Annotated in this window: 8 protein-coding genes; 6 read left to right on the top strand and 2 right to left on the bottom strand. The window is 58.5% G+C overall.

Annotated features, from left to right (window positions below; translation table 11 throughout):
- Window positions 1-29 precede the first annotated feature (29 nt).
- The 5 genes from QP027_RS07380 (at window position 30) to QP027_RS07360 (ending at window position 8,789) form a co-directional block, all read left to right on the top strand.
- Window positions 30-1,343 (top strand): 8-oxoguanine DNA glycosylase OGG fold protein, encoded by a 1,314-nt coding sequence (locus tag QP027_RS07380; RefSeq protein WP_284823705.1) that lies wholly within the window; start codon window positions 30-32, stop codon window positions 1,341-1,343.
- A 39-nt stretch (window positions 1,344-1,382) separates the two neighbouring features.
- A complete protein-coding gene (gene dnaE / locus QP027_RS07375) occupies window positions 1,383-4,943 on the top strand; it encodes a DNA polymerase III subunit alpha (protein WP_284823703.1) in 3,561 nt (1,186 codons plus the stop codon).
- Between the two features lie 121 nt (window positions 4,944-5,064).
- A complete protein-coding gene (locus QP027_RS07370) occupies window positions 5,065-5,688 on the top strand; it encodes a DUF3558 family protein (protein ID WP_284823701.1) in 624 nt (207 codons plus the stop codon).
- 22 nt (window positions 5,689-5,710) lie between these two features.
- Window positions 5,711-7,444: a hypothetical protein gene (locus tag QP027_RS07365; protein WP_284823700.1), complete on the top strand. Its 1,734-nt coding sequence runs from the start codon at window positions 5,711-5,713 to the stop codon at window positions 7,442-7,444.
- Window positions 7,445-7,580: 136 nt separating this feature from the next.
- On the top strand, window positions 7,581-8,789 hold the full coding sequence (locus QP027_RS07360; RefSeq protein WP_284823698.1) for a cobalamin-independent methionine synthase II family protein: 1,209 nt from the start codon (window positions 7,581-7,583) through the stop codon (window positions 8,787-8,789).
- A gap of 119 nt (window positions 8,790-8,908) precedes the next feature.
- On the opposite strand, the gene QP027_RS07355 is transcribed toward QP027_RS07360, so the two are convergent.
- Entirely contained in the window at window positions 8,909-10,675 is a 1,767-nt protein-coding gene (locus tag QP027_RS07355; protein ID WP_284823697.1) for a choice-of-anchor I family protein, read from the bottom strand.
- Between the two features lie 199 nt (window positions 10,676-10,874).
- Between QP027_RS07355 and ilvA the strand changes: the two genes are divergently transcribed.
- Window positions 10,875-12,158, top strand: coding sequence for a threonine ammonia-lyase IlvA (ilvA, locus tag QP027_RS07350; protein ID WP_284823696.1), 1,284 nt, complete (start codon window positions 10,875-10,877; stop codon window positions 12,156-12,158).
- A gap of 14 nt (window positions 12,159-12,172) precedes the next feature.
- On the opposite strand, the gene treZ is transcribed toward ilvA, so the two are convergent.
- Window positions 12,173-13,948 carry a malto-oligosyltrehalose trehalohydrolase gene (gene treZ, locus QP027_RS07345; protein WP_284823694.1) on the bottom strand — a complete coding sequence of 592 codons (1,776 nt, stop codon included), beginning with the start codon at window positions 13,946-13,948 and terminating at the stop codon, window positions 12,173-12,175.
- Window positions 13,949-13,990 lie beyond the last annotated feature (42 nt).

Here is a 13,990-nt window from a genome sequence, read left to right as displayed (position 1 = left end):
GTTGCGGGCGAAAGCTACGATCAATACGCGTGACTGACGATACCGCGAATCCTCCATTGCCCGCCTGGCTCGCCGTCCATATCGGGCGAACACCGGTGGCCGACGCCATGCCCATCAACCGCGCCGGGATGAATCGATTGCTGAAATCAGCCAAAATCCCGGTGAATTTCAAAGCGACTTCGGTAGCTTACGACGACCTCTCGCGCCTCGCGGCTCACGCGCACGAGGACGCAGCGGCGGCGACGGAGCTCATGATGGGGGTCATCGCAGCCTATTCCGGATCCAGCATGCGCAATAACAAGGCACGCCTGAACGCTTTGAAGCCGAAGGAAGCTCGTGAGCAGTTACGCGTGATCGCAGAACGAGCCCACGACGACGTCCAGGCCGCATACTCGATGTTCCGCACTGGTTCGCGCAACACGTTTAGCCATATCGGGCCAGCGATTTTCACGCGTTTTCTCACCCAGGTCACCGCCGGCGCTTTCATCCTCGATAGCCGGGTGGCCACCTTGCTCAATCGCGCGGGTGTCGCGATCGACCCTGCTGGTCCGTGGTCCGCCGCTGCATACGGGCGCTATATCGACACCTTGTACTCGTGGGCGGGGGAGCACCACGATCCAGCTGACATCGAACTCGCACTGCTCTACGCCCCACTGGAATCTGAGGAAACCGTGTTCACCGGGGATACTAGCCGCATCCTGGCGCACCTCCTTGGTGTTGCCCGCCCAGCGCCGACCACGTGGGGACTTGCCACCCTGGACAAGAAGTTCGGCCCGCTGCAGCCAGGGACTGTCTGCCTTGTGTACGGCGAAACTAACTCGGGCGTGTCCTCCTTCTTGCGCACCGTCGCGCTGGGGAACGCGCGCCGAGGCGTCACGGTGGATTACATCACCGACCTAGACACTGGCACCGCGTGGGCGCTGCTGATTGCCGGCGTCACAGGAATTCCACCTGCGGATCTGACCAACCGCGACAATGCCACACGCTTTGGCACCATGGTGGACAAAGCGCCACTGATACCTGGGAAGGTGCGAATTCTCAATGCGCCGGATCCAGAGTCGCGCGCTGACGTGCTTATCGACGATCGGCGTGGACGGCAGGGCAGTCGTCGTCAAGCAAGCGTGCCTGCCCCGAGGCATGGCGTGGCGCAGCTGGCACGTTGGGAACAAGCGAACCCGCCGGAGCGCGTCGATGCCTTCCTGCGCGTAGAACGGCCTGACCTTGAACAACCTGACCATCAGCGGGCCGGCGAGATCGATGTGTACGACGTGGTCAATAACAGGAGTGTAATTCTGGGTAACGCTTTACACTTCGGAAGGGTCGTTGACCTGGGGAAACGGTAGGAAACTTGCGCGGTTGACAGCTGGGCTAGACTCGTGGGCATGGCCAAAAACTCGTCGTTCGTCCACCTGCACAATCACACCGAATTTTCCATGCTTGATGGAATGTGCAAGGTGGATATGCTTGCCGACGAAGTCTCCCGCCAGGGTATGACCGCGGTGGGAATGACAGATCACGGCAATATGTTCGGCTCCGATGCGTTCTACCGCGCGATGACAGCAGCAGATATCAAGCCGATCATCGGTATCGAGGCGTATCTTGCCCCGGAATCGCGACTCAACAAAAAGCGTGTTTTGTGGGGCACCCCGGATCAGAAGCGTGATGACGTGTCCGCCTCCGGCGCGTACTTGCACCAGACCATGATCGCGGAAAATGTGACAGGCCTGCGCAACCTGTTCAAGCTTTCGTCGCTGGCGTCGTATGAAGGTCAGCTGGGTAAGTGGCCTCGCATGGATGCGGAGCTGATCGCAGAACACGCTGACGGCATTATCGCCACCACCGGGTGCCCATCCGGTGACGTGCAGACCCGCCTGCGCCTAGGCCAGTACGACGAGGCGCTGGAGGCGGCGGCGATGTGGCAGGACATTTACGGTCGCGACAACTTCTTCCTGGAGCTCATGGACCATGGCCTGTCCATTGAGAAGCGCGTGCGTGATGACCTGCTGCGTATCGGCAAGGCGCTGGACCTGCCGCCGGTGGTGACCAACGATTGCCACTACGTGCTGGAATCCCAGGCACCGGCGCACGAGGCCATGCTGTGCGTGCAGACCGGCAAGACGCTTTTGGATCCTGACCGTTTCAAATTCGACGGTACCGGCTACTACATCAAGCCTGCTGAGCAAATGCGTGAGCTGTGGGACGATGATGTGCCCGACGCTTGTGACAACACCCTGTGGATCGCTGAGCGCGTCAGCGACTACGGCGAGATCTGGGAAGAGCACACACACGACCGCATGCCGATTGCGGACGTTCCAGAGGGGTACACACCAACGACCTGGTTGCATCACGAGGTTATGGACGGCCTACGCGATCGATTCGACGGTGCCGAGGTTCCGCAGGATTACCTCGACCGTGCGGAATACGAGATTGAAGTTATTGATGGAAAGGGCTATCCGTCCTACTTCCTCATCGTCGCAGAGATCATCAAGCACGCCCGTTCTATCGGTATCCGCGTCGGACCTGGTCGTGGTTCTGCGGCAGGTTCTCTGGTTGCATATGCGCTAACGATCACCAACATTGACCCGATGGAGCACGGTCTTCTCTTCGAGAGGTTCTTGAACCCAGAACGACCATCCGCACCCGATATCGATATCGACTTTGACGATCGTCGCCGTGGCGAGATGATCACCTATGCCGCCGAGCGTTGGGGTGAAGACAAAATCGCCCAGGTGATCACGTTCGGTACCGTGAAGACAAAGCAGGCGCTGAAGGACGCTGCGAAGGTGAACTTTGGGCAACCTGGATTCTCGATGGCTGACCGAATCAACGCCGCGCTGCCGCCCGCGATCATGGCAAAAGATATTCCGTTGTCGGGTATCACCGACCCTGAGCATCCGCGCTACGGTGAAGCCACCGAAGTGCGCAACATGATCGAAACCGATCCCGACGTGGCGAAGATCTACGAGACAGCACGTGGCCTCGAAGGCGTTGTCCGTCAGGCGGGCGTCCATGCCTGTGCGGTGATTATGGCATCGGTACCTTTGATGGAACACATCCCGATGTGGAAGCGCCCTGCCGACGGTGCGATTATCACTGGCTGGGATTACCCGGCGTGTGAGTCTATTGGCCTTTTGAAGATGGACTTCCTTGGTCTGCGCAACCTCACCGTGCTGGGTGATGCGGTGGAGAATATCAAGAAGAACCGTGATGAACTCATTGACCTAGAAGCGTTGGAAACCAACGACCCTGCGGTATACGAATTGCTTGGTCGCGGCGATACCTTGGGCGTGTTCCAGCTCGACGGTGGTGGCATGCAAGAGCTGCTCAAGCGAATGAAACCAACCGGCTTTAACGATATCGTCGCGTCGTTGGCGCTCTACCGACCAGGCCCGATGGGTGTCAATGCTCACTGGGACTATGCAGACCGCAAAAACGGGCGTAAGCCGATTACTCCGATTCACCCTGAGCTGGAAGAGCCGCTGAAGGAAATCCTGGATGAGACCTACGGTCTGATCGTGTACCAGGAGCAGATCATGGAGATCTCCCGAAAGCTCGCTGACTACACCGCTGGTGAAGCAGACGGCTTTCGAAAGGCGATGGGTAAGAAGAAGCCGGAAGTACTGGCAAAGGAATATGAGAAGTTCTCGGGCGGCATGTTCAACAACGGCTACTCCAAGGAGGCCGTTGACGCGCTGTGGGGCACAATCGAGCCGTTCGCTTCCTACGCGTTTAACAAGTCCCACGCTGCGGGCTACGCGCTGGTCTCGTACTGGACGGCGTATCTCAAGGCGAACTATGCCGCTGAGTACATGGCAGCACTCTTGACCTCGGTGGGTGACAAGAAGGACAAGTCCGCGATCTACTTGTCTGACTGCCGTCACCTAGGAATCCGCGTGCTCCAGCCGGATATCAACGAGTCCGAGCAGGACTTTATGGCTGTAGGCGAAGACATCCGCTATGGTCTGGCCGCGATCCGCAACGTCGGCCGAGAGGTTGTCGAATCTATCAAGGAATCCCGCCGCACCAAAGGAGACTTCTCCAACTTCTCGGACTACCTAGACAAGATTGACCTCCTCCCATGCAACAAGCGCATCACGGAATCACTGATCAAGGCGGGCGCCTTTGACTCGCTGGGCCACTCCCGCAAGGGGCTCATGCTAGTGCAAGAGGACGCCGTCGATTCGGTGCTCACCACCAAGAAAGCAGCGGACAAGGGCCAGTTCGATCTCTTCGCGGGCTTCGGCGGTGACGATTCCGCAGCCAGCTCAGCCTTCACCATCGAGGTGCCCGAGGAAGAATGGGACCGCAAACACAAGCTCACCCTCGAACGCGAGATGCTGGGCATGTACGTTTCCGGTCACCCGTTGGACGGCTACGAGGAGGCCCTCGATGCCCAGACCGACACTTCTCTGCCTCGAATTCTGTCCGGTGAACTCCGCCACGGCACCGAAGTGACCATCGCGGGCATCATTTCCTCTGTGGACAAACGCTATTCCAAGAAGGACGGTTCGCCGTGGGCAATCGTTACCTTGGAAGACCACCACGGAGCGCAGGTTGAGGTGTTGCTGTTTAACAAGGTCTTCGCGATGTACGGCAGTCTCATCGCTGAGGACAATATCGTCGTCATCAAGGCGCACATCACGATCCGCGACGACCGCATGAGTGTTTTCGGCGACGGCGTTCACGCGCCAGATCTTGGCCCCGGTAACGGTGCAGGACTTCCGCTTCGTCTGACGATGCGCACCGATCAGTGCACCATGGAAAACATTGCGAAATTGAAGAACGTGCTGGCAAATAATCCAGGTGACACCGATGTCTACCTCAACTTGATCCATGGCGATCAGTCACAACTAATGGTCCTTGGCGACCACCTCCGCGTCGAGCGTTCGGGCAGCCTTATGGGCGATCTGAAGGCGACTATGGGAGCCGGAATTCTGGGCTAACCTTTAGTGCGAATACCCGGCGATGGATAGTTTCCCTCGCCGGGTTTTTACTGCTCACACTGCAAATCTTCGCCGATTGTGCTTTGCTTGAGTAGCTGATTGATTTTCGCGGGGGTGAAAAATGAAACGCACAGCAATCATCGCTTGCTTGCTCAGTACGGGGGTGCTGGCAAGCTGCACATCGCTTATCGACGACCAACCCGCCCCAACCCACACCAGTGGACAGGAGGGGGCTGACGTCGTCGACGCTAGTTCAGGCGCAGACGCGTCGACCGATGCATTTCATTTTGCCAGCGGCGATTTAGAAATCGGCCCTTTCGATCCAGAGGAGACCCTGCCTGTCCTCTTCGACCCTTGCAAGGAGATCTCTGCCGACGAGTTCGCAGCCATCGGGTTTACGACGGACGGGGTTACCATTCCTGCTCACGGGGGACAAGTTCTCGGATGCGGACTTGAGTCTGACAGTGTGGCACCATTTCCGGATTCCATAGTTGTTGCAGGATTGCTTGCTTCATCCAAAGAAGTGGAGCGGCAAGCTCGAATGCAAGAAGGGATGAGTTCAACAGTGCTCAAAAACGCAGTAGTAGTCGAGAATCGACCATTCGACGGAACCGCCTGTGGATCTTACGTGGAGACGCACCGAGGAACACTGTGGGTTGAGGTGAGCAATGGCCGTTCTGGCACGGATCTTTTCAGTCTTTGCAATCAGTCGCTAGAAATCTTGGAAAACCTGTACAAAATCTAGATCAAACACTTCGGGGGAAATAATGGCAACAAACTTGATACCTTCTGACGTTGCGAGTGCAGTCAGCGGGTTAACATCGCTAATAAGCGTTCTCGATGGTGCAAACCGAGTCAATGCATTTCCAACGCCAACAGCCTTCTCCACCGTCTCTGGTCTTGACCGAGCCGGGGAAATGCATTCGGGGTACTTGGCGTCTGAATCTGCGGCTGCGATGCGCGCGTACGCGGATAGATTCAACAACGCGGCTTCGGTGCTCCGCGCGAATCTGACGAGTTTCGTCAGCGGCGACGTGAAGATCGCGGAGCTTATGGGAGCGGTCGGACTCGCGTCGCAGGTCAAAGAGTACAACGAGATCATCAATCCCGAAACGCTTAACACCGAGACAGAGCACTTCACCGCAGCATTGCCCGCTGCTGGAAGACCGATCTCTCTCGAGGCGTTGTCGTCGCAAATGCATGCAACCAACTTTGGGATGCCATCGACGATGACAAGTGAGTGGACGGCCTTGTCCAGCAAGGCAGTGGACGCAGCGAACGAACTCACCGAGGTCCTCGCCAACCTCCAAAGCTCGGCGGAAACAGAGGCGATCGCGAATGCAATTGACTATGTCACCCGTTTGCAAAACACCGGCCTAGCCTTCGGCGTCAACACAGGAGTGATGGGTGGACACACCGCAAACCTAGGCACTGGCGCTCTCGCGATGGGGCAGACTGTGGTTTCCGCGGCGCTGACCAAAGCCATGTTGCCTGGAGCATCGGGGCTTGCCTTTGAGCAAACTTTCCTTAACGCATTCCCCGCGATGCTGACAACCGCTTTGACGCCATCGGTACCCGTTATCACTCAGTTGCTGCCGCCAATGGAGCAACCGGGCGGCGCGATCAACGTTTCGGCGCCTTCTGTTCCGGAGACTCCAACCTTTGAACAAATCGTGCTCCCCGAAGTAGTGCAGCAAGCGATGGAAGCTGTCGGATTCGGCGAGGCCGCCCGCATCACCAATCCGCAAGATCTCGCAAGCGAGTTTCAACGACAAGGCATGGACCATCTGCAGTCGATCGCCGCGGGCAACACACCAACGGTAACCGCATCGGCACCAGCAGTGTCGATGCCGCCGTCGCTCAACCCGGGAGTAACCAATACGGCGCTGCCCACCGGCACTCTGTCGCCACACGGCGCAGTTTCCACCGCCCCAGCTCAACTAGGTCTCGGAGGGGTACCTCTAGGTGCCGGCGCATCTCCGCGAGGTGCTTCCGCCATGACGGGGCCAAACGCACGCTCGCCGTTGGAATCAAACACAACTCGAGGGCTGCCAGTCGGAGGTTTCGCGCCAGGCACTTCAACGAGGTCAGGCCACGGGCCACAGGCATCACTTCGCCCCGCTGTTCCCGGCACGCTAGGAGCACCGCAGACTGCGCGCCCCGGTTCCTTTGGTGCACCTGCGGTATCCACAGGGGCGAACGGTACTGCCCACACACCTATAGCACGAGGCTTGACGACGAACCCCGCGCCCGGAAACCTCGCCCTCCCTGGCGCAGTGGCGGGTGGAGCACAGGGGTCGTCGACAAGCGGTGCTCGCGCCGGAATGATGCCTGCGGGAATGATGGGTGGTGGTCGTGGCAAAAACCGGAGCGGAAAATCCGGCGCCGTCAAGGGGGTGACCAGCGCGGTTGAACGCGAGGGGAATCTGAAGGCGCTCCTCGGTGATGGGCCTGCGGTGATCCCAGGGGTGATCGGCGCGTGGGTGCGCGAACCCCGCTGATGAATGTAAATGGACAGTGCGGTTCAGTTGCGGAGCGGCACTTCGTTAGTATGGTTCGTGCAAGCCTGTAAACCCGGAGCCCTGGTCTGGCAGACAAACCTGTACACCGAAAAAGCTTTTGGAGGCTGAACACCACATGTCAGTAAACAAGATCCGCACGACCCACGTCGGTTCGTTGCCACGGACACCGGAACTGCTGGAAGCGAACACTCGCCGCGCAGAAGGAACCATCGAAGACGCGGAGTTCCTTGACATTCTTCAGAAGGCTTCCGACGAAGTGGTGCAGCGCCAGGTCGATTTGGGTATCGACATCGTCAACGAAGGCGAGTACGGCCACATCACTTCCGGTGCGGTCGACTACGGCGCATGGTGGAACTACTCGTTCTCCCGCCTCGGTGGCTTGACCATGACCGACGAGGACCGTTGGGCATCCCAGGAAATCAAGCGTTCCACCCCGGGCAACATTGAGCTGACCAGCTTTGCTGACCGTCGTGATCGTCAGATCTTCGCGGACGCATACTCGGACCCAGACTCTGGAATTTTCACTGGTCGCGCAAAGGTGGGCAACCCAAAGTTCACCGGTCCGATCACATACATCGGCCAAGAAGATGTCGAAGCTGACGCGAAGTTCCTCCGCAATTCCATGGACAAGGCTGGTGCACACGACGGCTTCATCGCAGCTCTTTCCCCAGGATCCGCGGCTCGTCTGAAGAACGAGTTCTACGAAACTGACGAAGAGTTGGTCCAAGCATGCGCCGATGCGATGGCCCACGAATACAAGGCGATCACCGACGCAGGTTTCACCGTGCAGCTCGACGCGCCTGACCTCGCCGAATCTTGGGATCAGATCAACCCTGAACCATCCATCGAGGACTACCGCGCATGGCTTCGTATCCGCGTCGATGCCATCAACTCCGCCCTCAAAGACCTGCCCAAGGAGCAGACACGTCTGCACATCTGCTGGGGATCTTGGCATGGACCGCACACCACCGACGTCGAGTTCAAGGACATTATCGACGAAATCCTGCGTGCAGAGGTTGGAGGCTACTCTTTCGAGGGTGCTTCGCCACGCCACGGCCACGAGTGGCGCGTATGGCAAGATGGCAAGCTTCCTGAAGGCTCCTTGATCTACCCAGGCGTGATCTCGCACTCGACCAACGCTGTTGAGCACCCACGCTTGGTTGCAGACCGCATCATTCAGTTCGCGGAGGCCGCTGGCCCAGAAAACGTGGTCGCTTCCACCGACTGCGGTCTGGGTGGACGTCTTCATCGCGATATCGCTTGGGCGAAGCTGGATTCTCTGGTGAAGGGCGCGGAGATCGCGTCGAAGGAACTATTCGGCTAGTCCCGCCGCTACTTCCCGAACCACAGAACCCGAACGCCCTGGATGGCAATCCTCCGTAGAGGAAACCATCCAGGGCGTTCGGGTTTTAGCGTTCGGGATCTAGAGAAATCAACCCAGAACTAGCGCGCAGAAGACAGGGAAGACACGGAAGAACCGGAAGACAGCGCAGAAGAAGTAGAAGAACCTGGTGCTGGAGCCTCATTCAGCGCATCCACCTGGTAAACAGTGGTGGTGCCGGAAACTTCATTGCCAACAACGACAAGGTTTTTGCCGTTCGGGGAGTCAGCGGCTGGGATAAACGCAAGGCCCTCAGGTCCAAGGTCGCCAGCCTTTGGTAGGTTCTCACGAATCGCGGCGTCGTCGCCTTCGAAGTCCTCCATGGAGATTCCGAAGTCACGGTTGTTTAGGTAGGTAACAAACTTGGAGTTTGCTGGATCGGTGATGTCGTAAACAATGACACCGCCGACGCGCTCGAAGCCGATGAACGCGTAGGTGCGGTCGCCGATCTGGCCGAGGACGAGTCCCTCTGGCTCAGGGCCCTTGTCGTCGGAACGGCCCTCGAACTTAGACTCCGTGTGGTTGGAGTTGAACCAGTCCGGCATGGCCTTTGCGGTGATTTCTTCAAACTCGGAGCCAGACTCGTAGACTAGCTCGCCTTTAGCAGTGAAGATGGAGAAGCTGCGTCCACCGTAGTTGTACACCTCTTCGTAGCAGGTGCCCTCGTCGTTGAGGCCAAACGCCAGGGTGATGTTCTGGCGGCCGGCGCCTGCGTCGGACTTGAAGAACTCGATCTCTTCGGCCGTCATACCCTGGAATCCTTCGCACAGGTCAGGGTTGCCGTCCTTGCCCAAGTCCTTCAGGCGTGCTTCCTCGGAGTATGCCTCCCAGTCGCGTGCGTCGCCTTCGTTTGCGGTGACGATGTAGGTCTGACCGTCAACGTTGTATGCGCCGATAGAGTCTGGCTGGCGGATTGACTTGAATGGCCAGTTCTTGATGGTGATGCCCTCGTCGCGATCGGACGCGTCGAATGGGACCTTTGTGCGGTCGATGTATCGCAGTGGCCACACGTCGGTCACGGTGGCGGTTTCGATGTCGATGACCGCGATCGCGTTGTTTTCCTGTAGGGATGCGTAAGCGGTGTCGCCGTCGACTGCGATGTACTCAGGCTCGATGTTCTGTGCCTCGGTCTTAGAGTCGCCAACTTGGCCGTAGATGTGTACGCCCTTGTCAGCTAGCGTGCCGTTGAACTTCTTGAAGTCCGCGGTGCGAACGTCGCCCTGCTTGGAGGCGGTGACGTCGTCGTTAAGCGCGACGACGGAGATGGAACCCTCTGGGTCAACCGAGTAGTCCTCGGCTGGTTCGCCTTCGTTTGCGACGAGCGCGTATTTGCCGTCTTCGGTGATGGTGACCATGTCTGGCAAGGAACCGACCGTGACTGCGCCGAGTTGCTCGAAGGTGTCGGATGCTGCGTCGAAGAACATGAGGGAGCCAGGCAGGGTCTTGTCTGCGTTAGGCTCGACGGTGGCAACCGCGAGGCCGTCCGCGCGAACGGAAACGGAGTTGATGGTGGTGTCTGCACCGCCGGAAACTGCACCGATCTTGGTTGGTTTGGCTGGATTGGATGCATCGAGAACATCGATTTGACCGGAGTTAGCGTTCACGGTCAGGATGCGCTTGGAGCCTGCGTGGTAGGCCACGATCTCTGCAGCGGAAGCATCGAAAACGCCGGAGTCGTATGCGCCAATTGGGGCGAGCTTGACGGCTGCGTCAGGTGCAGAGTGCTCGTATGGGGTGGCGACGATGGCAGCTTGAACGGGAGTAACCAACGCAAAGCCGGTGGCGAGAGCTGCCAGCGCAGCAATGCCGTGACGACGAGAGAAAGACACGGAGGAACCTTTCGGAAAACAGACAGGAATTAAACAGGTGCCGTTCATTTATAGTTGAGGAAAGTAATGGTTATATGACCTCCAGTTAGCTGTCATGTCTCCGATAGGTTAATTGAGGGTGAACTTGCTGGTGGGGGATCGTCGATAAGCTGAAGGCCAACACCCCTACATACAACTCGAGGGTCTACACTTGATTCCCATGAGTGAGCCGCACGAGTTTGAACCGATCCACGCCTCTGACATCCAGGTTGCCCAAGCGCACATCTCAGCAGTAATTGCACCAACACCTTTGCAGTACTGCCCGCGACTGTCTGAGCAGCACGGAATCGAGGTCTACCTCAAGCGCGAAGACTTACAGGACGTGCGCTCATACAAGATCCGCGGCGCCTATTTTGCTATCGCGAACCTCACCGATGAAGAGGCACAGCGCGGGGTGGTTGCGGCTTCAGCGGGCAACCACGCGCAAGGTGTTGCTTATGCCTGCAGGACCCGCGGAATCGAAGGCAAGATCTTTGTTCCTGTCACCACCCCGAAGCAGAAGCGCGATCGCATCCTGGTGCATGGCGGCGACAAAGTTGAGCTTGTCGTTACCGGCCACAACTTCGACGAAGCCGCACAGGCAGCTCGCGACGACGCGAAGGCCAGCGGGGCAACCATGATTGAGCCATTCGATGCGCGGGACACCGTCATTGGCCAGGGCACCGTGGCAGCGGAGATTTCTTCCCAGCTCACTGGTATGGGTAAGTCGTTGGACACCATCATGGTTCCAGTCGGCGGGGCTGGCCTGTTGTCTGGTGTGGTGTCGTACCTTGCGGATATGTCGCCACGCACGGCCATCGTCGGCATCGAGCCGGCTGGCGCCGCCTCGTTGCAGGCAGCGATCGCTAACGGCTCCCCAGTGACCCTGACTGACGTGGATACCTTTGTTGATGGTGCGTCGGTCAAGCGCACCGGCGACCTGAACTACCGGATCGTGGAGGAAAATCAGGGACGAATCCACCTGCTCAGTGCAGAGGAGGGCGCCGTGTGCTCCGAGATGCTGGAGCTCTATCAAAACGAGGGCATCATCGCTGAGCCAGCCGGTGCGCTCTCGGTCGCAGGACTTGACGAGATGAAATTCGCGCCGGGCTCCGTTGTCGTCTGCATCATTTCAGGCGGCAACAACGATGTCCTACGCTACGCGGAAATCATGGAACGGTCCTTGGTGTATCGCGGACTCAAGCACTACTTCCTGGTGAACTTCCCACAGGAACCGGGCCAGCTGCGCGTCTTCCTCACCGACATCTTGGGCCCGAATGACGACATCGCCTTGTTCGAGTATCTGAAAAAGAACAACCGCGAGACCGGTGCCGCACTCGTTGGTATTGAGCTGCAAAGCGCCACCGACCTAGAGCCGTTGCTCGACCGCATGGAGCGATCCGCGATCGAGTGCCGTCATCTCAAGCCAGGTACTCCTGAATACGACTTCATCGTCGCAAGTTAGCCAGGCCAAAACGCTTAGCGCGCGATGATCGCGAATCCCCACTCATCCAAGGTGGTGGAGGATTCGGTGACGGTTGGTGATGTAAACGAGTACACCAAGTCCCCACCCACCGGCAGGCTGATCTCGGTGGAGCTGAAGTTCACCGCCAGGACAACGTCGTCGTAGCCCATGGTAAGCCAGTTCGGCCCGTGCTCGACTTGCAGATCGCGTAGGTCGGATCGTCCCAGTTCAAGGTCGCGGCGAAGCTGCAGCAGAGTCGAGTACGCGTCGAAAATTGCCTTCTGCTCGTCCGTGAATTCCCAATCCAACTTGGCCGATTCAAAGGTTTCAGGCGCGGAGGGATCCGGGACCTCGTGCGGCTCCCAACCCGAGCGCGCGAACTCGCGAAAGCGGCCCTCGCGGGTCAGGCGGTTAAGTTCATCGTCGGTATGCGAGCAGAAGAATGGGAACGGGGTCAACGCGCCGTATTCCTCACCCATGAACAGCATCGGGGTAAACGGCGCGAAGTAGATCACTGCCGCCTTGAGTACCTGCTGCGCCGGAGTGAGATTCTGTGATGGGCGATCGCCTCGGGCACGGTTACCGGTTTGGTCGTGTGTGGTGGTGTAGGTGACTAGCTGCCACGGAGGGGTAGTGGAAAGGTCGAGCTCACGACCATGCGTCCGCCCGCGGAACCCCGACCAATTGTTGCGGAAGCGGAAGCCATGACGCAACGTATCGGCAAGCAACTCAATTGTGCCGAAATCCTCGTAGTATGCATGATTTTCGCCGGAGACCACGGTGTGAAGGCAGTGGTGGATGTCGTCAACCCACTGTCCAGCCAAGCCGTAGCCACCGTTCGCGGTCGGGGTGATCAAACGAGGATCGTTCAGGTCGCTCTCCGCGATGATCACGCGCGGGATGCCGGTGCGCGCTTCGACCTCGTCGGCCTCAAACTGGATCTGTTCCATGATGGAAAATGCGCCACGATCGTCCAACGAGTGCACGGCATCAAGGCGCAGGCCGTCGATATGGAATTCGTCTAGCCACTGGCATGCCGAGTCCAAAATGAAGCGACGCACCTCGTCAGAGCCGTGCGTGGAGATATTGACCACTTCGCCCCAGCCCGTGGAGCCGCCGGCGGTGTAGGGGCCGAAGAATCCGTTGTAGTTGCCGTCGGCGCCGAAGTGGTTATACACCACATCCATGATCACGCCAATGCCCTTGTTATGCGCGGCGTCGACAAGCTCTTTCAGGCCCTGCACGCCGCCGTAGCTTTCTTGCACGGCGAACCAGTCGACCCCGTCGTAGCCCCAGTTGCGCTCGCCGCCGAAAGGCTGCACGGGCATGAGCTCGATTGTGGTCACGCCAAGTTCTAGCAGGTAATCAAGCTTTTCGACGACCCCAGCAAACGTTCCTTCCGGAGTGAACGTACCAACGTGGAGCTCGTAAATCACCTGGCCGGCAAGACCACGTCCTGTCCACAGCTGATCGGACCATTCGAAATCTGGGTCGGTCACCTGCGAGCGGCCATGGACACCGTCGGGCTGAGATGTGGTACGTGGATCGGGCAGCGGCTTGGACCATGCGGTGCCGTCAAAGACTTCGTAACCGTAGCGATCTCCTGGTTGTGCGATGGTGTCGCACGTCCACCATCCAGAGCGCTGTGCGTCACGGTGCAGCTGGATGGTTTGGGTGTCGCCATCGGTGGGGCCTTCAAAGGATCCCTCTGGTGACTCGCCAGAGGAGACTCGGAGACGGACATCGTGGGCGATTGGAGCCCATACTGAATATGGTTCAAAAGCAGGCATGGCTCCCAGGCTATGGAAAAACTCGACACCCTGCCAGGTAAG

The organism is Corynebacterium breve (genome assembly GCF_030252165.1).
GTDB lineage: Bacteria > Actinomycetota > Actinomycetes > Mycobacteriales > Mycobacteriaceae > Corynebacterium > Corynebacterium breve.
The sequence above is the reverse complement of the archived record's forward strand: the minus strand, read 5'-3'. Positions and strand labels throughout refer to the sequence as shown.